This window comes from Maritimimonas sp. 2405UD52-3 (assembly GCF_056591715.1).
Genome location: NZ_JBWQOL010000001.1, coordinates 610,915 through 632,964, shown reverse-complemented (window position 1 = coordinate 632,964; position 22,050 = coordinate 610,915). Strand labels below are relative to the sequence as shown.

Genomic DNA, 22,050 nt, shown 5'->3' with positions numbered 1-22,050 from the left:
TATAACCCTTGCAATTGCAAGGGTTATAATTTGTATTTTTACATGGTGAAAAAACAACTCTTTAAATTTTTGGCCAAATTAAATAAGGCGGTTTTACCTAGTTTTACAAAACGTGAATTAGATATTGGCAAAGCATCAAAAGTTCAGTTGGCTATTGTGGGATGGCGTGCCTTTGTTACCATGCGTGCTTTAGACTAGCAATAGTATTACTCAGTCAATCCTTTATGTATACCTCTCAATAACTATTGAGATTAGAAACAACTAATTTTTGTGCTTAATTTTGCCATTACTCTAAATTAAAATATATTTGCACCCCAATTATGACCGCGTGGCGCAATCCGCCAAAGGCGGACACGCTGAATACGAGCCCGACTTAGTCGGGGCGCATCTTATAAAGCATATGAAATATTATGTTTACGTTCTTAAAAGTATTAACTTTAATAGACATTATGTTGGATTCTCCAGAAATGTGAAAAGACGGTTACGTCAACATAATACTGGAAAAACTGTGTCTACAAAACCCTACTTACCGTGGAAGCTTCTATTCTTTGAAGAATTTGACTCGAAGGAGGCTGCTATCAAAAGAGAAAAATTTCTCAAAACAGGTAAAGGTAGAATATATATTAAATCGGCCGCGTGGCGCAACTGAATAGCGCATCTGATTACGGCTCAGAAGGTTATAGGTTTGAATCCTATCGCGGTCACGAATGAATCGAAAAAAGATTCAAAAATCTAAGCGAGCAAAATAAAAAGCTCGCTTTTTTATTTTTGTGAATGAAGGTTTTTAAATGTGAAACATTTATTTTTTTGACTCTCAAAATGGAGCTAAAAAGGATCATGAACAAAGTGAGTAATCCAAATTGAATAATTAAATCTGAAATTGTTCAGCTAAAATTGTATAAACAAAAAAAGCACCTACAAATAAGTAGGTGCTTTTAAATTTATCATGAAAAAACTTAATTCGCTAACTTTAGGGGAGAAAGGAATTAATTCGGTTGCCAAACAAACTGCCCCATGGCTTGTAGTGCTTAAGGCAGCTTGTCTTCTTAATCACAGCAATTTTCCAATCACTAAGGCAAAACCTTTAAGAGCAATAGTATCTCTTTAATTTTTTTTGGTTAATTGTTGGTTTTTATCTCAATTATAAATGTTTCTTTTTAGGGACCAATTCAGGTGGTTTACTTTATGTTTCATTTATAAAAAATGAGCTTTAATTTTTGGTATGTAAAAGAACTTTTTCTTTTTCTTTAAGTGACTATCTTGTCGCTTTTCATATATAAAACAACTGTACTTTAAAAATTCCCCCATAAAAATCTTTTTTTTTATAAAAAATTGATAATCAATATATTAAATTAACTACAGCATTAAATAAAGGTCCATTTTCTTTCCAGTTTTGCACGAAAAACAGATAATTCATTCTATTTTTTACCAAGTTTTTGCATTTATTAAGATTTATGTATTTGTTGATTTCATTCAAACGTTTCAAACAAAAAAAGCAGTCAAAATCTTGACTGCTTTTCCTTAACATAATCTATACATAAATTCTATTTAACATAGCTAGTATTTATAGCTTATAGAAGAAATGGGGTTTTAGTTGATTTTTTTATTATCAAACATTGAATTCCATTAAGAATTAAATAAAAAATCAGACTATTGAAACTACCGAGATTTAGCTACTCGTAAAGGAGTTTGTTTTGAATTGGTAAGGTTGTTTTTACTTTCAGTTTCGGCAAGCAATTCTTTACTCTTTTTAATTCTAGAAGCATCAGCTTGTATATCAAACAATACAGGTGAACTGGTTTTACAAGAAGATAAGAATAGCATTGCTATAAAAGACAGGATTCCGATCGAAACTATTAACTTATTACATCTTACTTTCATGGTTTTTACGATTATAAAGGTTAGTTTTAGTTGGCTGACTCCACTTTACTATTACTCTTTTAGCAAGTAAACAATCATCTTAACACCTAAGAAAATTGCTTAATATCTAATCGTTTACCCAAAATACTCTATACTGTTCGTTCAATTCTAAAGAGCATTTTTATTCTACCATTCTATAATAAAACAACTAAACTCAAAAAATTCCTGCCAAAACAGCTACTTGTTTATTAAATATGTGCATATTCTTGCTTCTCTCTAACAGAGATAGAAATGTGAACTCTAACCGTGTCCCAGCCCAATACCATTACAATATCACTCTTCATTTCTTTAAAATAAATTGAAAATACCTTTAACTCCTCTGCTTGTTTTGCGGGTACTTTAATTTTTGCAATATCAAATGTTGGATCATATTGAAATGCTCCTAAAACATCTAAATTAGAACTCAATAATACTTCCCATTCTTTTTCTCCGGGTATTGTATACAAAACATACGTACCCGCTTTTATTTTCTTGCCTCCGAAGTCTACATCTTGATAGAATTTAATTTCTGTAGCTTCATTAGCTCCTGTTCTCCAAACCTTGTTAAATGCAACAGTATTGCCGAAAACTTGTGCGCCATTCTTATGTGGTCTTCCATACACTATTTTTACAAGTGGTGACGTTAATTTAGTTTTTCTATAATACGCAATATCATGAGGAATATCATCTAAAGGAATGTTACCCTGTGAATTACTCTCTGTAGTAAATAAAAAGGTAAATAATAGGATAGTAATAATTGCAGAGTAGTGTGTCTTTTTCATAGCATTCTTTTTCTTTCTTACTTTTTTTGACACATCCATTTCAAAAAAGTCACTTTCTATACTTCAGTTTTCCATAAAAACAAAAAAACTGCTTCAAATGGTATTGAAGCAGCTTTTTTAAAATTGAAAAACATAGCAATTTTCCAATATCAAAATGAAACTAACTGAAACTATTTTAATCTTCTATTCTTTTCTTTTTCTTTAAACTCTCTAAATCAGCATAAAAACACCTCTTTAAAAAATTAGTACATTTGCTGAATTGTCTTAACTTATTTATACAATATTTACAGTAATTTACTGTTAATAGTTATTAATCAAAGTTTTAGACATTATAAGTTTGTATATCTAAATGTACTCTAGAAACTAATGCTTTCTGACATATAAACAACCCAAACCAAAAAATTCCCACCTTAACCAAAAAATTTATGGTAACTAGCCTTACTAATCATATTTGCGAAGAGCAATTATTCTCAAAAATATTTCGGACAAATTCTAATGACTTATTTAATTTTTTGCGTTATAAGTATGGTGATAGATTAGACCCCAGAGATAAAGTTCAAGAAGCTTTTGTTACATTGTGGAACAATTGTAAGAAGGTATCACCAGAAAAAGCAAAGTCATTTTTGTTTACTACTGCTAATAATTTAATGCTTAATGACATTAAACATCAAGCAGTAGTCTTAAAGCATAAACAGGTAGCACCTAAGAATTATACTAATGAAAATCCTGAGTTTCTTATGGAAGAGACTCAATTCATGGAAAAATACCAAAAAGCACTGGCAAAGCTTACGGAAGCGCAGCGCGTTGCTTTTCTAATGAATAAAGCAGAAGGAAAAAGACACAAAGAAATAGCCGAATTGTTGGGGATTTCAAGAAAGGCGGTTGAAAAGAGGATATATGGAGCTTTAGAAAAACTTCGTAAAGAAATAGAAGGCATTTAATTGGCAAAATAATACTAAGCTTAAAACGTTGAAGTAACAGCAATGGTAGGAAAAGTTGTACTGAAGTTGTTATATTTACAAATCGCTTCGCATGAAAAAAGAAGAATTAATACATAAATGGCTTGATTCAGCACTTTCTGACTCTGAAATGGAAGAGTTCAAAAAGTTGCCTGAATATGATTCTTATATTAAGATCGGTGAGCAAGCACCTTTGTTTAAAGATGATTCTTATGATGCTGATGCTGAATATCAGAAGTTGTCTTTAAAGCTTAAAGGAATGCAACAAGCTGATAGATCAACAAAACAAGATACTACATTTAAAAGATTCTTAAACCCTTTTTTAAAAGTTGCTGCTGCCATAGTTTTAGGTATTACTGTTCATTATTTACCTATATATGATAATATGGCAACAGTAAAAACCTTGGCTGATCAACAAACTGTTATCGAGTTACCAGATGCTTCAACGGTTTCACTAGAAAAATCATCTGCCTTAAGATTTCAGAAAAGAAATTGGGAACAAGATAGACAAGTAAAACTTGTTGGTGCAGCTCGCTTTAAAGTTGCTAAAGGTTCATCTTTTGACGTTGAAACGTGGCAAGGAAAGGTGACCGTTTTGGGTACTGATTTTAGCGTGAAACAGCGTGCTAATTTTTTTGAAATAGAATGTTTTGAGGGTGAAGTAAGCTTTACCTATAAAGGAAAAACGGTAAAGTTACCTGCGGGTAAAAAATTAAGAATATTAGATGGTAAGATTGTATCTAAACGAGATACAAGATTAGCATAACAATTTTCTCATAGAAATATCATAAAAAACCTCTTGAAATACTTCAAGAGGTTTTTTATTTACATCTATTTTATAAAATTAGGCTGCATTTTCCTTTTTGATCTGGTTCAACGCAGAACCATGCTTAAACCATTCTATTTGCCCTGCATTGTACGTATGATTTGCCAAAATAGTATCTTCCGAACCATCAGTATGTTTAGCAACTATTGTCAATGGTTTTCCTGGCGCGAATTCATGTAGGTCTACAAAATTAAACGTATCATCTTCAAGAATCTTATCGTAATCCGACTCATTCACAAAAGTCAAGCCTAGCATTCCTTGCTTTTTAAGATTCGTTTCATGAATTCTGGCAAATGACTTTACTAATACAGCCACAACACCTAAATGACGCGGCTGCATAGCCGCATGTTCACGTGAAGAACCTTCACCGTAATTATGATCTCCAACAACTATGGTTGGAACACCAGCTGCCTTATATGCCCTTTGTGTAGCAGGCACAGTACCATATTCACCAGTTAACTGGTTCTTAACATTATCTGTTTTATCATTGAACGCATTAACAGCGCCTGTTAAGGTATTATCAGATATATTATCTAAATGCCCTCTAAAACGTAACCAAGGGCCTGCCATAGAAATATGATCTGTAGTACATTTACCTTTGGCTTTTATCAACAATTTAGCACCTGTAATACTATCACCTATAGGCACGAAAGGTGTCAATAGCTGCAGGCGTTTGGAATCAGGGTTTACAACCACATCAATACCAGAACCATCTTCAGGAGGTGATACAAAACCAGCATCCTCTACGTCAAAACCTTTTGGTGGTAATTCCCAACCTGTAGGTTCATCTAATTTTACCTCTTCTCCTTTTTTATTAACGAGTGTATCGGTAACAGGATTAAAATCTAACCTTCCTGAAATAGCAATTGCAGCCACCAATTCAGGCGACGTTACAAAGGCATGGGTATTTGGGTTACCATCTGCCCTCTTCGCAAAATTTCTATTAAACGAATGTACAATGCTATTTTTTGGTGCATTTTTAGGATCACTATAACGCGCCCACTGCCCTATACAAGGTCCACAAGCATTCGTAAATATAGTAGCATCTAAATCTTCAAATTTTTGCAATAAGCCATCTCTTTCTGCAGTAAAACGTACCTGCTCAGAACCTGGGTTAATACCAAATTTAGCTTTGGTTTCTAGCCCTTTATCAATAGCCTGTTGCGCAATAGAAGCTGCTCTTGAAAGATCTTCATACGAAGAGTTTGTACAAGAACCTATCAAACCCCATTCAACTTCTAATGGCCAATCATTCGCCTGCGCTTTCTCTGTCATTTCCTTACCAGCATGTGTTGCCAAATCTGGCGTAAAAGGTCCATTTAAATGTGGTTTTAATTCAGACAGATTAATTTCAATTACTTGATCAAAATACTGCTCTGGATTGGCATATACTTCAGCATCACCAGTAAGGTGCTCTTTCACTTCATTTGCGGCATCTGCAACATCACTTCTATCAGTAGCTCTTAAGTAACGCTCCATAGATTCATCATAACCAAAAGTAGAAGTAGTTGCACCAATTTCAGCACCCATATTACAAATAGTTCCTTTACCAGTACATGACATACTCTTTGCACCTTCACCAAAATACTCAACAATGGCGCCCGTACCACCTTTTACGGTCAAAATACCAGCTACTTTTAAGATCACATCTTTTGGAGCTGTCCATCCACTTAATTTTCCTGTAAGTTTTACGCCAATAAGCTTTGGAAATTTCAACTCCCAAGGCATTCCTGCCATTACATCAACAGCATCAGCTCCACCAACACCAATAGCTACCATTCCTAATCCACCTGCATTAACCGTATGCGAATCAGTACCTATCATCATTCCTCCAGGGAACGCATAATTTTCTAGTACCACCTGGTGAATAATACCAGCTCCTGGTTTCCAAAAACCAAGACCGTACTTTTTAGAAACTGACTCAAGAAAATTAAATACCTCATTACTGGTATTTAAAGCATTTTGAAGATCCTTTTCCGCACCAATTTTGGCTTGTATTAAATGATCACAATGTGTTGTTGTTGGTACTGCTACTTTCTTCTTACCGGCCTGCATAAATTGCAGCAAAGCCATTTGTGCAGTGGCATCCTGTAAGGCTATTCTATCTGGAGCAAAATCTACATATGATTTTCCTCTTTCATACACCTGTGATGGCATTCCTTCTGTTAAATGAGAGTATAAAATCTTCTCTGAAAGCGTTAAAGGTTTGCCCGTTAATTCTCTTGCCTTTTCAATACGTTCGCCCATCCTTTTATAGGCGCTTTTTATCATATCAATATCGAATGCCATACTTAAAATTTATTGGTTAAATGAATGAAAGCAAAGTTACTCTTTTTTGAAAACTTTTTTAAAAATGCTCAAAATAAAATGTGTATTTAACACGATTAATGAGAAGTAGTTAAAACTTATACTAAATTATTACGAAAAGCATATTTCAGATCAGTAAATTTTGCTAACCTGAAAACATAAAAATTATGAAAAAACCTTATTTCAAACGATTTCGGCAGACAACCCTAAGTTCAAAAGGCGTGTACACCTAGGCTTTAGCTCATCATATTCACCAGTTTTGACTGCACATTTACCTTTATAATGCACCAAGTATGTACATTGCTCTGCTTGCTCAGGGGTATGATCACAAACATCTATTAAAGAATCAATGACGAAATCAAATGTATGTACATCATCATTGAATAAAATAATCTCATGCTTTGGCACTTCTTGCTCAAGCACATCAACTTCCTCTTGAATTTTCTCCTTTGTACTCACCAAAAACGTTTTGTACAAATTTAATAAAAAAAGAGGTACGCTTACACGCACCCCTTTACGACCCCACTTCGAACAAATGCAACTAATTCAAAAAATCTTAGTATAAAAACTGTAAGGCTGTAATATCATTGCTATTGAATTCTCCATCTTCGTTAGTACTAAAACATGCTAACATAATTGAAGTAGAATCATACCCTGTTGGTGTACCAGGAATATGAATTGCCCCCACACCCGCTGATCCTTCGTTTACATTCTGACCACAACTTTGGCGACTAAACCAGTCTGTATGACGTAAACCCACCGAATGCCCTATCTCATGCGTAATGACATGTTCAACTACATTGGTGTCAAAGCTATTCAATCCATATATCTGAACAAATTTATGAGGAAAACCACCACTAGGGAAACCTGCAGATCCTCCCGAACCAGATTGATTTGGGTTGTGATACACTACCATATCTTGTGGTTGATAATTGGTACCAAATGTTAAATTGAAACGGATGTTCAAACCCAATCTATTATAATTATTTACCGCCCATCTAAGTGCTGTGCGCTCCTTAGAAGAAAGACCAAATCCACCTCCACCAGTATAACCTATTATATCAATAGTAGAAATACTTACAAGATTATTAGTGCGATATTGTTTGGTGGTAATACCTTCTCCACTATTCATATTTAAAATTTGTTCTTCTGAAAACATCATGTCATCCTCGACTTTAAACATTTTCTGAAAGCTACCATCTGGTAGTACAAAATCAACAAGTTCAAGGTCAATTGGATTAAAATAATTTTTCTCTAACGCTTTAACTATGTTAGGATATTGCTCTTGTACAGATTGTTCTTGCACAATAACTTCATCTTCATTTTGACAAGAAACAAAAATTAAAACTGCAATTAAGGCTAAACTTTTGGTTAAAATTTTTCTCATTATATATGTATTAAGGTTAATATTTAGCGACTCTAGAGCTCCTGCTGTCCACAGGAAATAATATTAAAACTAACGATACCGTAGGGAAACCAGAATTGTTTAATCTTAAAAAATAAAATTAAAACTTGTACTAAGTTCGTGTCAATAGCGGAAATGGGTATTTTTAAAAATACCTGAAAACAGTGAGAAGGTTATTGCAAGCAATATTTAATAGCAACCCAATTATTACGCTCTATAATTTTATCAAGCTGCAAATTGTATTTTGTAGCTTCTGCATCTATAATAGGAATATCTTCTTGATAAAAGCCACTCAACAAAAGGGTTCCATCGTTATTTAAACAATTGGTATATACTTTTATATCTGAAAGCAAAATGTTTCTATTGATATTGGCGATAATAAGATCATATTTTTTATTGATCAACAATGATGCATCACCTTGAAATACTTCAATATTTGAGCACTTATTTCTTTGGCAATTTTCCAATGAATTTTCATAGCACCACTCATCAATATCTATAGCATCAATAAGCTGTGCTCCTTTCATTTCCGCGAAAATGGCTAAAATCCCAGTACCACAACCCATATCAAGTACTTTTTTACTATGCAAATCTAAATCTATGAGGTGTTGCACCATCATATGTGTAGTTTCATGATGCCCAGTACCAAAGCTCATTTTGGGTTCTATGACAATGTCATACTTCAGATTTGGATTTTCATGAAATGGTGCACGGATAGATACCAGGTTATCAACTTGAATAGGTTGAAAGTTTTTTTCCCATTCATTATTCCAATTGGTTTGAGCGATTTCTTCTTTAGTATACGAAAATGAAAATTCTGGATTTTTAAGTACAAAAATATCGTCTAATATAGCTTTATGATCTTCTGTTTTTTGAATATAAGCAGTAACTCCGTTGTCATTTTCGACAAAGCTTTCAAATCCGGCATAGCCTAATTCAGCAATTAGGATTTCGGTGGCTGATTCTTTTGGTGAAACGGTAAATTTATAAGCTAAATAAGTAGACATTTAATTTGTAATTGTCTACAAAAGTAAATGTATTAATCTAGTAATCCTTGCTCTAGAGCAGCTTTTATAATACCTACACTATTTTTAGCTCCGAGTTTACTCATAATATTCATTCTGTGTGTTTCTACCGTTTTAGGACTTATAAAGAGTTTCTCAGAAATTTCCTGTGTGGTTAACTGTTCCGAAACTGCTTGTAAAACTTCTTTTTCTCTTCGCGTTAACTTTACCAGAATAGAATTGTTGCTTTTTTTACCTATAGATTGATTTACTAATTTTTTCTCAATAGCTCTTTGCAAATACTGTCCATTATTTAATACTGATTTAAAGGCTTCTAAAAGTTCCAGACGATCAGTATTTTTTAGTAAATATCCATCTGCCCCACCTTGTAACATTCTTTTTACAAATGAAACCTCATCATAATTTGAAATCGCAATAACTTTAAGGTCTCCATTTTCCTTTTTTAATTGCTTGCATAAATCAATACCATTAATATCTGGTAGATTAATATCTAATAATAAGATATCAGGATCATCTTTTTTAATGTTTTCAACAGTTATTGCTGCGTTTTCATAGGTGCCTACAACCGCTATTTCTTTGGTATCAGCCAACATAGATTGAATACCTTGCAGCACCATAGGGTGATCATCTGTTATGGCAATTTTTATGATCATACCAAGCTTTCTGTATTGATGTCTATGATATATGATGTACCACCTTTATCAGAGTTAAAATCCAGATTACCATTTAAATATTCTATTCTAGATTGAATATTTTTTAACCCTATCCCATTACTAATGACCTCATCTTTTTTAAACCCTTTACCATTGTCTTCAACCGTAATTTGAATTATACCAGCTCTATTACTTATTTGAACATCTATTTCAGATGCTTCAGCGTGCTTTAGGCTATTATTCACTAATTCTTGTATAATTCTAAAAATAGTAGCCTCGGCTTTTTTAGAAATTGAAATTGAGTCGCCCACATGTTGAAAAGATACTTCTAAAGGATGAATTGTGTTTGCTGTACTACAGTAATCTTTTAATGCCTCAACCAAACTAAAATTTTTTAATGCCGGAGGAACTAAATTATGTGAAATGGCACGTACTTGCTCACAAGATTTATCGATCATAGTGACCACTTCATTAATGACTTTATTATTTTTCTCTAGTAACGAAGTGAGTTTATATTTTATAGCTGACAAGTCTACATTTACGCCATCATGTAATTCTTTCGCAATGCGCAAGCGCTCTTTCTCTTCTCCTTCCATTAGTGATTCAAGTGTCTTTACTTGCTGTTCTCTTTTTAAGGTTACTATTTCTTGATTTTTGCGTTTTTGACGCTGTTGGTATAAAAACCAAAGTAAAATCGAACTTATAAATAACACTAGCACAGCTCCAGTCATATAACTATATTGTGTTTTCTTTTTTTGAAGTTCTGATCCTTGTTTTTCTAATGTTAATTTTTGTTCTGCTAATTCTTTATCTTTCTTTTCTGATTGATATTTACTTTCTAACTCATTAATAACTTTAACTTTATCTGCATCAAATAAAGAATCCGTTAATTTGGAATACGTTTTATAATAATTAAGGGCATTTTTGTAATCACCTTTAGATTGATGGATTTTATATAAATTTAAAGATGCTTTTTGCTGCATGTCAAGCACATCTGATTTCACTCCCATATCTAATGCTTGACTCAAATAATACTTTGCCTTTAAAAAGTTATTTAGTTCATTATAAGAAAGCCCTAAATTTAATAATAAGTCATTTTTATAATATTCATCATTAATATTCTTACCAGCTTCTATAGCTTTTTCATAGTATGCAATCGCCTCCTTGTAGGATTTTTTATAAAAATAATATTCCCCTAAATTTCTTTCATTAAAAAAATTTAATCTTGGATAGGTTCCAATTTTTGAAATACTATCAGAAAGGTTAAAGTACTTATATGCTAATTTCTTATTTTGTTGATCTAAATATGCGCTACCTAAATTTCCATAACTAATACCTAAAAGTTCAGAATTTTCTTTTGGTAAAATAGAAATGGCCGTTTTTAAATATTTTATCTGTTTATCATTTTGGTTGAGTGTTTCAAATAATGTAGCCAAATTTATATAAGTATTTGAAATACTGAGATTATCCTTATTTAGCTCAAAGCTCTTGATGGCGCTTAAGTAATAATAAGGTACACTGTCTAGTTCTCCCTTAAATTGAAATGCATTACCAATATTAACATTTGTAATAGCTCTATCTCTGGGATTATTTGTTTTTTCACTTAATGGAAGTGCTTTTTTATAATAAAATAAAGCAGAATCATATTCAGCTAAATCGCTTTTAACAATTCCGCTATACATTGTTGATTTAAATGCTCCCACAGAATAATTGATATCCGTACTTACCTTGTAAGCTTTTCTATATACTTCAAGTGCTTTTTTGGGATTTTCGGATTCTAACCTATAAGCTTTGTCAAGCAATTTTTTAACAAGAAGTGAGTCTTGCGAAAAACTATAAATAAAACTGAGTAAACAGATTATATTTAATAATGCCTTTATCAAAGCAATTGACTTTTAAGTAAATATAATCATTCTAGCCTTAAAGTTCGAGCTTCTCTAAGTACAAAATTTCTGGTGGATTATTACTAATTCTCTCTTCTAGTTCAATTTTTGTAGCATTATTTAATACCTTTTTTACAATCCATTGTTCTACTAAATCTTTTAATCTATCCATAACTTCATAATTAGGAATATTGTCTAGATCAAAGTCCGTATCTACAATTGTATATTCTTTATTACCAATTTGATCTTGAAAAAGGTTCCATTGACCACTAGCACTAGATCTAATTTCATCTGCATCAACTTTTATATCATCTTCTTGATCAAAATAAAATATATAACCGTTGTAATCGGAAGTTTTTTCAACTTGATTTTTAAAATAGGTCACTTTCCAATATCCATTAAGCTGCTGTCTTGTTAAACTTGGCGGTGCGTCATCTAGCCTGTTGTTATCATCACTGCTACAGCCTGACATAAAAAGAACAACCATTAATACACTTAAACACTTACTTAACTTTTTCATTTTATTAGATTTTAAAGTTTATAGTTGCAAGCTACACTCGGTTATCTAAAAAAAATAAGGGCATTCACTGAACTTTAAAATTCAGGGAATACCCTTAGACGTTTTAGTATTGATTGAATTGTGAGAATTTACATTATGAATCCTCACATTTTTTTAAAACTATATTGAATTAATAATCGCCAAGAAATCTTCAGCTTTTAATGAAGCACCACCAATCAAACCACCATCAACATCCGGTTTAGAGAAAATCTCTTTAGCGTTTGCTGGCTTTACACTTCCTCCGTATAAAATTGAAACCCTATCGGCTACTTCATCATCATACTGCTCTTCAATTAAATTTCTTATAAAGGCGTGCATTTCCTGTGCTTGCTCTGGGGTGGCTGTTTCACCTGTACCAATAGCCCAAACGGGCTCATAAGCAAGTATGATCTTATCCCAATCAACAGCGTTTAAATGAAATAACGAATCTTTTAATTGGCCTTTTACTACATCAAAGTGATTATTAGACTGACGATCTTCTAACTTTTCGCCAAAACAAAAAATGACTTCCATTTTATGCTCTAAGGCTTGTTCTACTTTTTTGGTCAATAAGTGTGCATCTTCATCAAAGTATTCACGGCGTTCAGAGTGTCCTAAAATAACTACATTCAATCCAATACTCTGCAGCATATCTGCTGCTACCTCACCGGTATAAGCACCATTTTCAGCAAAATGCATGTTTTGTGCTGCCACCTCAACCTTTACATTTCTAGTCGGCGCATCTTGCACATATGGAATATTTACAAATGGAGGAGCGACAATCACTCGAGTATCTCGTGGAAGATTAGTTAAGTTATTACTTATTCCGTTTACTAAAGTTAATGATGCATCTTTAGTTAAATTCATTTTCCAGTTACCTGCAACAATTTTTTGTCTCATGTTATAAAGTTTTGGTTTGTTGTTATTTAAGTTTCACTCTAGGGTCTAACCATCCGTAAATGATATCCACAAAAATATTGATAATAATAAACATAGCGGCTATAACAATTGATGCTCCCAGCACAACAGGATAATCTTTAAAATTTAAAGCATCAATTATTTCCTTACCCAATCCATTCCAATTAAAAATATATTCAACGAATACGGCTCCTGCCAACATAGAAGCAAACCATCCGGAAATAGCAGTAATCACAGGGTTCAATGCATTTTTTAAGGCATGTTTTCTAATAATTTTATACATATTCAATCCTTTGGCCTTTGCGGTACGAATATAATCTTGACTCATTACTTCTAACAGTGAGTTTCGCATCAGCTGAATAACAACAGCTAATGGTCGAATACCTAAAACGATGGCAGGTAATAGTAAATTTTTCCAAACAATGTATTTCCCTTCACCAAAATCATCAACTTCATACAAGCTTCCCGTCATGTTTAAATTGGTATACTTATGCAGAACGAATCCGAAAAGCCAAGCAAAAATAATGGCAGAAAAAAAGGATGGTACACTCATACCAAGAGTGCTAATAACCGATATAAATCGATCAAAAAAAGTGTCTTTAAAAATAGCTGATAACACCCCAAAAATAACTCCAATGAGGATGGCAATCGTAATAGCAGAAACTGCCAACACAAATGTATTAGGAAGTGTTTCACCGATAACTGAAGCTACGCTTTTTCCATTTTTCTGAAACGATTCGCGCAAGTAGGGCCATTTAAGCGCTACAGTTTTATCGGCCATTGAGAATAGCTTTATAAAACTATATTTAGTTGGATTTAAAAAGGTATAATCTTCCTGATTATTTGAATGCAAAGACATAGGTGAAAGATCATTCAGATAGTATAAATACTGCGTAAATATTGGTTGGTCAAAGCCATATTTCTTTTTAATATTTTCTAAAGTTTCTTTATTCTCTCTTTGATCTAACATCATTTGCGCTGAATCACCAGGAGTCTTATTCAGTAGAAAAAAAATTACCGTAACAGACCCCAGAAGAGTAAGAATTCCATAAAATGATTTGTTTAAAAAATAGTTGAACAACGGCAAGTCTTTGAAGATCAAATATACTCGAATCATTTGGATTCAAAAAAAGCGTTTTTAAGACATTTCGACTGCGCTCAATGTGACAAATTACTTACCTTTGGGCAACCTTATTTCATGCAATGACCAAGCGAGAACTTGTAGACCAGATCAGAAAAAAACAATCATTTTTATGCATAGGATTGGATGTTGATCTAGAAAAAATTCCTTCTCACTTACTTGATTTAGAAGACCCAATCTTTGAATTCAATAAGCAAATCATAGATGCTACTCATCATTTAGCTGTTGCTTACAAACCTAATACTGCGTTTTATGAAGCTTATGGAATTAAGGGATGGCAAGCACTGCAAAAAACGATTGATCATTTGAATGAAAAGTATCCTGAAATTTTTACTATAGCCGATGCCAAGCGAGGCGATATTGGCAATACATCTACAAGGTATGCAAAAGCTTTTTTTGAAGATTTAAATTTTGATTCGATTACTGTTGCTCCATATATGGGAAGTGATTCCGTTGAGCCTTTCTTAGAATTTAAAGATAAGTTTACCATTATGTTAGGACTTACTTCAAATGTTGGAGGGCTCGATTTTCAAACTCTCAATATAGAAAATGAAGAGTTGTATAAAAAGGTGTTAAAAAAATCGCTTGAATGGAAAAATGCTCATCAATTGATGTATGTAGTTGGTGCCACACGACCCGAGTATTTTGCTGAAATCCGCAAAATTATTCCTGATCATTTTTTATTAGTGCCTGGTGTTGGTGCTCAAGGGGGTAAGCTGGAGGATGTTTGCAAATATGGTCTAAATGAAGATATAGGATTGTTGGTCAATTCTTCTAGAGGAATCATTTATGCTTCTAACCAGAAAGATTTTGCCGAAAAGGCTCAAGAAAAAGCATTGGAATTGCAGCAGGAGATGAAAACCTACTTAAAATAAAAAGCCAGAGTAGTGGACACTCTGGCTTTTCTAATTAATTCAAAATAATTACATACACTTTAAGGTAATTTTAATTCAAATAATCATACCCTGAAAACAAAGTCAGTGTAATTACAGTGCTAAAGTATATTAATAAACCCTACACAAATTAGACAAAGATTCAAACTGGTCTTTTTTTGATTTAAAAGAACAAATCTCATGTTTTAAGGGTTTTGATCAGTGACGTTTATGTTTGGGTTGGAATTTAGTTCGCCTTCTGGTATTTGCATCCTAAAGAAGTCACCTTCAACTGCAATATCTACAAGCCCAAAACTCATATGATTACTTCCAGCACCTGTTCTATCTAGCGGCTTTTTCAATCGTTTAAGATCGAACCATGAAACACCTTCACCCCATAATTCAATTCTTCTTTGCAAATATATTTCTTCAACCAAATCATTACCTGTATTTGAAGATCTAACATAACCTGGATCTCTATTACTAACTAATTCGAAAAGTACATCAGCAGCTGTACCATCACCTAATCTAGCCTTCGCCTCAGCTTCAATAAGATACATTTCAGCGGACCTCATATATGAATAATCTCCTTCAAAAGCTCCACTTTCATCGATAAACTTTAAATTCGTATAGCTCGGAAAATTTGTTGTATTATTACTAGGATCTACCCATGCAGCTTTTCTTAAATCACTATCGGGAATTTGAGCATATAATCTTGCATCTATAAGTTTATAACCTCCAAACAGTCCCCCATATCCCCCTGCGGTGCTATCAAAATGAGAAAAAAATGAGATAAATACTGACGATGATTGATTATCTATATCCGCTCCCCACATCCATTCAGTGTTATTTATGTTATCAAAACCATCAGTAGCCCAAGAATCACCAGACATAAGACCATATGAAGCTCGAGCTTCAGCAGCATTATTGGCAGCAAGTTGCCAATTACCAGTTTCCAGATACACTTTCGCTAAAAATCCATTTACAACACTTTTATCTATTTGTTGTTTGCTATCTCTTGTAAATCCATCTAATAGAACTGCTGCTTCCTCTAAATCCGGGATTATTTGATCATATACATCTTGTATTGTGCCTCTAGGTTTTCCCTCTAAATCTATCCTGTCTGGAATAGGTACACCAGGGTCACTTTCATTACCAATATACGTATGAGAATATACCCTCACCAAATTAAATAATGAAAAGCTCTTAATAGCTAATGCTTGCCCCAAAAGCGCATCTTGCTCAGCAGTTCTAGTTTCTATTGGTTCTAGAGCATTTATAACACTATTAGCATCTGCTATAGCTGAATAATAAGTATTCCATATGATATTAGTTCTACTACTTGTTTGCTGTCTTCCGTTATAATTATAAATAAAAATGTACCAATTAAAATTGTTTAAAATAACATCTTGACCTAGCATATCTACAATAGCCATAATACCTTTTTGACCATAATCAATATCTACGCGAGCGGGGTTACCAATTCCTGTAGATCTTAAATTTGCATAAATACCATTTACAATGGCCAATGTAGCTGCAGGCGTTGCAGCAACTTGCTCAGCCGAAATAGATCTTGCCGGTTCAGTATCAAGAAAATCTTGCTCACAACTGGATAAGGCGAAAACTCCTATAAGGGCAGATAAAATAAAACATTTATATTTTGTCATAACTTTAAAAATTAATTGTTAAACCAAGTGATGTAGTTCGAGATAAACCAAATTCATTCAAGGCATTACCCGTTACACTTAAACGAGGATCATATCCTTGTCTAGCTTTGCTCCATAAATAAAGATTACTACCTGTGGCATAAATTCTTGCAGAAGCCAAACCAAATTTATCTGTCACTTTTTTACTGAATGAATATGATAGAGTAACATTCTGTAAATTCAAATAAGTCGCATCTACTAAAAAGAAAGAAGATGTGCCTGCCTGATTAACGTCTGTTGCATCAAGTCTTGGTATTGATGCAGTTGTGTTTTCAGGAGTCCAAGAATTAAAAACATCTCTATGAAAATTATTTCCAGCCGAAGTAGTCCCCAATAAGTTTTGATAAATACCGTCGTATCCATAACCTCCTATTTGATAAGCTAAATTAACTCCTAAGGAGATATTCTTATAGGAAAAATTAGTTGTAACACCACCATATAAATCTGGTATTGCTGATTTTCCAATAAAATATTCCGTTGCATTTACTCGATTATTTGTTGTCTGTCTTTCTCCGGTTGGATTACCATTAGCATCCAACACGTCTATATACCACAAACCGTCACCATTTGTTTCGTCTATACCAGCAAATTCTCTTAAAAAGTAATCGAATCTTGACTTACCCTCTTGCAATCTAAAGCGCCCATCATCAATAAATGGTTCAGGTAGTTTAGTAATTTCATTCTTATAATGTGTTGCATTTATATTCATTGACCAAACAAAATCATTACTTCTAATAATATCTCCTCCTAATTCTATCTCAAAACCTCTATTTTCCATATCTCCAACATTTTCTGGTTTTGTTCCTACACCATCAGATTGTGCCAAGGGATTAAAAAATAGTAAGTCTTCAACCTCTCTTTTAAAATATTCAGCATTTAAAGAAACTCTATTATTGAATAGACTAATTTCAAAACCAGCATTAATATTAGTTGAAGTTTCCCAGACAAGGTCTTGATTACCCAATTGAAAGAATGTAATACCAGGCACATTATTTCCAGCGTTTACAATATCAAACTGATCGGTATATGCATAGTAATTCCTATTATCAAGATCTCCTACTATAATCCTATTGTCCTCATATAAAATAGCATCATTACCCTGTTGCCCAATACTTGCCTTCAGTCTTAAGTTGTTTATCCAAGGAACATTGAAGAAATTTTCTTTATTTAATGACCAGGCGGCACCTAAGCCATAAAAATTACCCCATCTATTATCTGGATGAAACACTGAGGAGCCATCTCTTCTAAAACTGGCATTAAAAAAGTATTTATCATCATAATTGTATGTCAACCTAGATAAGTACCCTTCAACTGTGTAATCTTTTTCATAGCCTGTTAAAAACTGATTATTCACACCATTATCTAGAACGGCCAAACCATCAATAACAGTTTCAGTAACCTGACCCGCTAATAATCTAAAATGGTAATCATTACTTTCATGACCAAGCAAAACAGAAATACTATGCTTTCCAAAATCTTTATTCCAATTTAATAATTGCTGATGCGCTATGGTTATACCTCTATTAGAACGCGTTGTAATTCTACCATTAAATTGAGCTGCATCACCACCAATAGGTGTTGCAAACTGGGTTATATTCGCATTAGTGACATCTACGGATAAATTATAGGTAAACTCAAAATCTTTTAAGAATTTAATTGAGGCATTCAACCTACCACTTAGGTTATCTGATATATTATCATCAATATCTAAAAGACTTGTGGCAACCGGATTTGAATTGGATGTGAATGCTGGTCTGACACCAATTGCGCCGAATGCACCCGTTCCAAAATCAAAAATTGCATTGCCATTGTTATCTCTTATAATATTGCCTTGAGCATCCCTGCTAAAAACTGGATAAACTGGAGCCGTACCTCTCGCCCAACCTGCAATATTACTGACACTATTAGAACCAAATCTATTTAAAGGGTCATCTGATAGGGTATGAGCATAATTTATACTCCCTCCTATCTTTAGCCATTTAGTTGGTCTAAAATCTGAAGTAAGTCTTGCTGTTGTTCTTTCAAACCCCGAATTAATTATTATACTCTCATCACTTAAGTTTCCTAAAGAGAAAAACGTACTCAAAAGATCATTCTGGTATCTAAGACTTACATAATTCTCTCTTCTAAAACCAGTTCTATACGACTCGTCAATCCAACTATCTTGGTATAACAAATTTGCGTTAGAGTTAATTAGTCCAGTATTTGGATCTATCAACTGAGCATCCGGAATATCGTAACTATTATATCCTATTGCCAACGGTCCACCAGTAATTAAGCCCGTTGCGGCCTGTTGGGCTGCGTCGGCAGGAGTTGAACCTGTATCTATTAGGCCAATTCTCACTCTTTCAAACACGGCTTCATAATATTCTGCTGCACCTGTTATAATATTGTATTCTGGCACAGCCCTAGTATTGAAACCAAATTTGGAATCTATAGTTACCTCCAATTTATCGGTAGCACCCTTTTTTGTAGTAATTATTATAACACCATTCGCACCTCTACTACCATAAAGTGCATTGGCAGAGGCATCTTTTAAAAAAGTTAAAGACTCAATATCTTGGGGGTTAATCGAGTTTAAATTACCATTAAAAACTACACCATCAACAACATATAAAGGTGCGTTAGATGAGTTTATAGAACCAATTCCTCTAAACCTAACCGAAGGATCTGCTCCAGGTGCACCTGATTGATTTATTATTTGAACTCCAGACACCTGACCAACAAGCCCTTGAACAACAGAGGCCGAAGGAATCTCAGAAAGTTGTTCTGTTTTTAGAGTTGTAACAGAACCTGTTATTTCTTCCTTTTTCTGAGTACCATAAGCCACAACTACAACTTCTTCAAGTAAATTGTTAGCTTGTAATACAACATTTATTACATTAGCTGAACCGATGACTTTTTCCTGAGTCGCCATACCAACAAAGCTAAACACCAAAACATCTCCAGTGTTAGTTTTAATAGAATATTTGCCGTCAAAATCGGTTTCCGTACCAGTATTTGTTCCTTTAATAAGAATACTAACGCCTGGCAATGGTCCTGTTTCATCTGAAACCGTACCCGTAATTGTCCTTTCTTGAGCATGTAACGTAAAAATTGTCAACATGAAAAGAAAGAAACATAAAAAGTAACTTTTACATTTCATTTATAGAATATTTAAATTAGTTATCGCGCTAAAGTATTGAGGTTTAAAAGCAACGGCACTTATTTAGAAGTAGATGGCCAATAATTTGAATTGAGATGTATTATATTATTGGCGAATGAAAATTATGTTAATATCAATTTATTGAGGTCGAAATATTCCATTATTAATCACACCATTTATATCTTCGGTGTTGCCAATTTTTTCTAAGGGATTACTATTTAAAACTATTAGATTTGCTTTTCTTCCAATGGCATAAGGATCCTCTCTTTTCTTATTTTCAAAATATTTGATGGGATTAATCGTAACACATTGCATAATTTTTAAATTATTGAAGCCAGCTTCACTAAGCAATTGCATCTCTCGGTGTATGGCTTCTCCTGGATCCATGGTCTCAAGACCAGTATCGGTAGAAACAAATAATAGCACATCTTTATCGGCTAATCTCTTGGTATAACTAAGATATCTCTTGAACAACACCTCTCTCATAGGCCTTTGCTGTTCTCATTGGAATCCAGAATCGTTTTACGCTATTACTGCCGGCAGCACGTTGATTTCTCCCTTCATAGTTTACTCCACCTTTGGCTTGTTTTACTCTAATTTTTTTCCAATCAACTTCTAATTCTTCTGCAACTAACATCGGTAGAGATGTTAGAACTCCTTGCTCTATTTCAGGTACTGGATTTAATATTTCAACAAAGCTATTGGTATCTATACTTAAGTACCTGTTAAATTTTATTTGGATACCAATTTTTTTAGTTTTACTACTATTACAAGAAATATTCAACCCAATTACTAAACTTCCGGTCGTTAAAGAGGTTAATTTTAAAAAATTCCTTCTTTCCATTGGTTTAAATTCTTTTTTAGTGGTTCTTATCTTCAATATTTTGTCCTAAAAATAAAAAAGCCACGATAAGGTTAATTAATTCAAATAACCTCACTCTGAAAACAAAGTTTTGGTGAAAATTAACAGCACATGTAATTTTATGAAGTAAAAATCCTAATAATTATAAATGCCAAGAAAAAGACTAGGATGACTCCCATAATCTTAGACAGTCCATTTTTCAATAATAATTGGCCAATACATTTTTTAATTTTATTCTTTTTTGTTGATGTTTTCAATTTTACAGATCTCATAGTTTCCATTTCGAAAACAGGTAAATATCAAAGTGTTATCATCATATGACCAACTTGGTAACGTATCACCAAATTCGTTCTTTGTAACGCGCCAATTTTTACTTCCATCAGCATTCATTATATACAGCTCAGGTCTCGTTTTACTCATCGATCTTACATAAGCAATGTGAGTGCCATCATTTGAAAATGAAGGGCAAAAACTATGCTTAGACCCATTGGTTAACCTTACGATTTCAGAAGTTTTAGTATCAATTTTGTAAATTTCATCTGTTTTATTCTGCGTTTCGAACCGAGAATGAAAAACAATATTTCGGTTATCCCTAGACCAATTAGGGTAAAAAGTTCTTTTATTAAAATCTGTGAGTCTCGTGAGTTTTTTATTTAAGAATGAGTAAATATACAAGTCAGCATTTTCACCAGACAGCCTTCTATTAAAAACAAGATATTCTCCATTAGGAGCATATTTAGCAAAAATTAAATCTCCATTTTTAAAAGGCATTACCACTTTCTTTTCTTTATTTGTTAATAAGTTGAACTCAAATAATTCTATTCTTTTTTTTCTATTGGACTCATAAATAATCTTATTGCCACTAGGGTGACATGTAGGTCTTCTATTTTCATATTCGTTATTGGTGATTTGCTTTACATTGCTGCCATCTTGATTCATAGTATATACTTGCCAACCATTTTCTCTTTTCGACTCAAAAATAATTTGATCATTGTTTTGTGAATAGCTAGCATATCTATCTTCAAACGTATTGTTCGTTATTAATTGAACATTGTTCTCATTTTGAGCATAATGTAAACAACTAGTAAACAGACCAATAAATGCAATTAGAAACTTAAATCTATACATT

The 22,050-nt window shown here is 33.2% G+C and carries 21 protein-coding genes and 1 tRNA gene; 6 read left to right on the top strand and 16 right to left on the bottom strand.

The features are described 5' to 3' along the window. Positions 1–42: 42 nt before the first annotated feature. From AC1EU5_RS02915 to AC1EU5_RS02905, 3 genes are all read left to right on the top strand, one after another. The gene (locus AC1EU5_RS02915) at positions 43–198 is read left to right on the top strand and encodes an SsrA-binding protein (protein ID WP_480190848.1); all 156 of its coding nucleotides are present in this window, start codon (positions 43–45) and stop codon (positions 196–198) included. 202 nt (positions 199–400) lie between these two features. After that, positions 401–649 carry a GIY-YIG nuclease family protein gene (locus AC1EU5_RS02910; protein WP_480191087.1) on the top strand — a complete coding sequence of 83 codons (249 nt, stop codon included), beginning with the start codon at positions 401–403 and terminating at the stop codon, positions 647–649. Next, positions 631–704 (top strand) — tRNA-Arg (locus AC1EU5_RS02905). Before AC1EU5_RS02910 ends, AC1EU5_RS02905 begins: the two co-directional genes overlap by 19 nt. A gap of 955 nt (positions 705–1,659) precedes the next feature. On the opposite strand, the gene AC1EU5_RS02900 is transcribed toward AC1EU5_RS02905, so the two are convergent. Beyond that, the gene (locus tag AC1EU5_RS02900; protein WP_480190847.1) at positions 1,660–1,881 is read right to left on the bottom strand and encodes a hypothetical protein; all 222 of its coding nucleotides are present in this window, start codon (positions 1,879–1,881) and stop codon (positions 1,660–1,662) included. Between the two features lie 227 nt (positions 1,882–2,108). Continuing rightward, a complete protein-coding gene (locus AC1EU5_RS02895) occupies positions 2,109–2,681 on the bottom strand; it encodes a DUF2911 domain-containing protein (RefSeq protein WP_480190846.1) in 573 nt (190 codons plus the stop codon). A gap of 425 nt (positions 2,682–3,106) precedes the next feature. Between AC1EU5_RS02895 and AC1EU5_RS02890 the strand changes: the two genes are divergently transcribed. Next, positions 3,107–3,622 carry an RNA polymerase sigma factor gene (locus AC1EU5_RS02890; RefSeq protein WP_480190845.1) on the top strand — a complete coding sequence of 172 codons (516 nt, stop codon included), beginning with the start codon at positions 3,107–3,109 and terminating at the stop codon, positions 3,620–3,622. A 91-nt stretch (positions 3,623–3,713) separates the two neighbouring features. Continuing rightward, positions 3,714–4,406: a FecR family protein gene (locus tag AC1EU5_RS02885; protein WP_480190844.1), complete on the top strand. Its 693-nt coding sequence runs from the start codon at positions 3,714–3,716 to the stop codon at positions 4,404–4,406. A 78-nt stretch (positions 4,407–4,484) separates the two neighbouring features. Here the strand turns inward: AC1EU5_RS02885 and AC1EU5_RS02880 are convergent, their stop codons facing one another. The 9 genes from AC1EU5_RS02880 to AC1EU5_RS02840 form a co-directional block, all read right to left on the bottom strand. After that, positions 4,485–6,755 carry an aconitate hydratase gene (locus tag AC1EU5_RS02880; RefSeq protein ID WP_480190843.1) on the bottom strand — a complete coding sequence of 757 codons (2,271 nt, stop codon included), beginning with the start codon at positions 6,753–6,755 and terminating at the stop codon, positions 4,485–4,487. A gap of 201 nt (positions 6,756–6,956) precedes the next feature. Further along, the gene (locus AC1EU5_RS02875; protein WP_480190842.1) at positions 6,957–7,232 is read right to left on the bottom strand and encodes an ATP-dependent Clp protease adaptor ClpS; all 276 of its coding nucleotides are present in this window, start codon (positions 7,230–7,232) and stop codon (positions 6,957–6,959) included. A 97-nt stretch (positions 7,233–7,329) separates the two neighbouring features. Beyond that, complete coding sequence (locus AC1EU5_RS02870; protein WP_480190841.1) at positions 7,330–8,160, bottom strand: zinc-dependent metalloprotease; 831 nt, start codon at positions 8,158–8,160, stop codon at positions 7,330–7,332. 191 nt (positions 8,161–8,351) lie between these two features. Continuing rightward, the gene (gene prmA, locus AC1EU5_RS02865; RefSeq protein WP_480190840.1) at positions 8,352–9,185 is read right to left on the bottom strand and encodes a 50S ribosomal protein L11 methyltransferase; all 834 of its coding nucleotides are present in this window, start codon (positions 9,183–9,185) and stop codon (positions 8,352–8,354) included. A 32-nt stretch (positions 9,186–9,217) separates the two neighbouring features. Further along, positions 9,218–9,856: a response regulator gene (locus AC1EU5_RS02860; RefSeq protein ID WP_480190839.1), complete on the bottom strand. Its 639-nt coding sequence runs from the start codon at positions 9,854–9,856 to the stop codon at positions 9,218–9,220. After that, positions 9,853–11,658: a tetratricopeptide repeat-containing sensor histidine kinase gene (locus AC1EU5_RS02855; protein WP_480190838.1), complete on the bottom strand. Its 1,806-nt coding sequence runs from the start codon at positions 11,656–11,658 to the stop codon at positions 9,853–9,855. The genes AC1EU5_RS02860 and AC1EU5_RS02855 overlap by 4 nt, the downstream gene beginning before the upstream one ends. Positions 11,659–11,776: 118 nt before the next feature. After that, positions 11,777–12,259: a hypothetical protein gene (locus AC1EU5_RS02850; RefSeq protein WP_480190837.1), complete on the bottom strand. Its 483-nt coding sequence runs from the start codon at positions 12,257–12,259 to the stop codon at positions 11,777–11,779. 159 nt (positions 12,260–12,418) lie between these two features. After that, positions 12,419–13,177 carry a triose-phosphate isomerase gene (gene tpiA, locus AC1EU5_RS02845; protein WP_480190836.1) on the bottom strand — a complete coding sequence of 253 codons (759 nt, stop codon included), beginning with the start codon at positions 13,175–13,177 and terminating at the stop codon, positions 12,419–12,421. A 22-nt stretch (positions 13,178–13,199) separates the two neighbouring features. After that, entirely contained in the window at positions 13,200–14,312 is a 1,113-nt protein-coding gene (locus AC1EU5_RS02840) for an ABC transporter permease (protein ID WP_480190835.1), read from the bottom strand. Positions 14,313–14,398: 86 nt separating this feature from the next. Here AC1EU5_RS02840 and pyrF point away from each other — a divergent pair, with 86 nt between their 5' ends. After that, positions 14,399–15,211, top strand: coding sequence for an orotidine-5'-phosphate decarboxylase (pyrF, locus tag AC1EU5_RS02835; RefSeq protein WP_480190834.1), 813 nt, complete (start codon positions 14,399–14,401; stop codon positions 15,209–15,211). 203 nt (positions 15,212–15,414) lie between these two features. On the opposite strand, the gene AC1EU5_RS02830 is transcribed toward pyrF, so the two are convergent. From AC1EU5_RS02830 to AC1EU5_RS02810, 5 genes are all read right to left on the bottom strand, one after another. Further along, complete coding sequence (locus AC1EU5_RS02830; protein WP_480190833.1) at positions 15,415–16,875, bottom strand: RagB/SusD family nutrient uptake outer membrane protein; 1,461 nt, start codon at positions 16,873–16,875, stop codon at positions 15,415–15,417. Between the two features lie 4 nt (positions 16,876–16,879). Then, positions 16,880–20,059, bottom strand: coding sequence for a SusC/RagA family TonB-linked outer membrane protein (locus AC1EU5_RS02825; protein ID WP_480190832.1), 3,180 nt, complete (start codon positions 20,057–20,059; stop codon positions 16,880–16,882). Positions 20,060–20,197: 138 nt separating this feature from the next. Further along, entirely contained in the window at positions 20,198–20,545 is a 348-nt protein-coding gene (locus AC1EU5_RS02820; protein ID WP_480190831.1) for a hypothetical protein, read from the bottom strand. Continuing rightward, positions 20,514–20,903: a twin-arginine translocation signal domain-containing protein gene (locus AC1EU5_RS02815; RefSeq protein ID WP_480190830.1), complete on the bottom strand. Its 390-nt coding sequence runs from the start codon at positions 20,901–20,903 to the stop codon at positions 20,514–20,516. Before AC1EU5_RS02815 ends, AC1EU5_RS02820 begins: the two co-directional genes overlap by 32 nt. Before the next feature lie 249 nt (positions 20,904–21,152). After that, positions 21,153–22,049 carry a TolB family protein gene (locus tag AC1EU5_RS02810; RefSeq protein ID WP_480190829.1) on the bottom strand — a complete coding sequence of 299 codons (897 nt, stop codon included), beginning with the start codon at positions 22,047–22,049 and terminating at the stop codon, positions 21,153–21,155. Position 22,050: the final 1 nt, after the last annotated feature.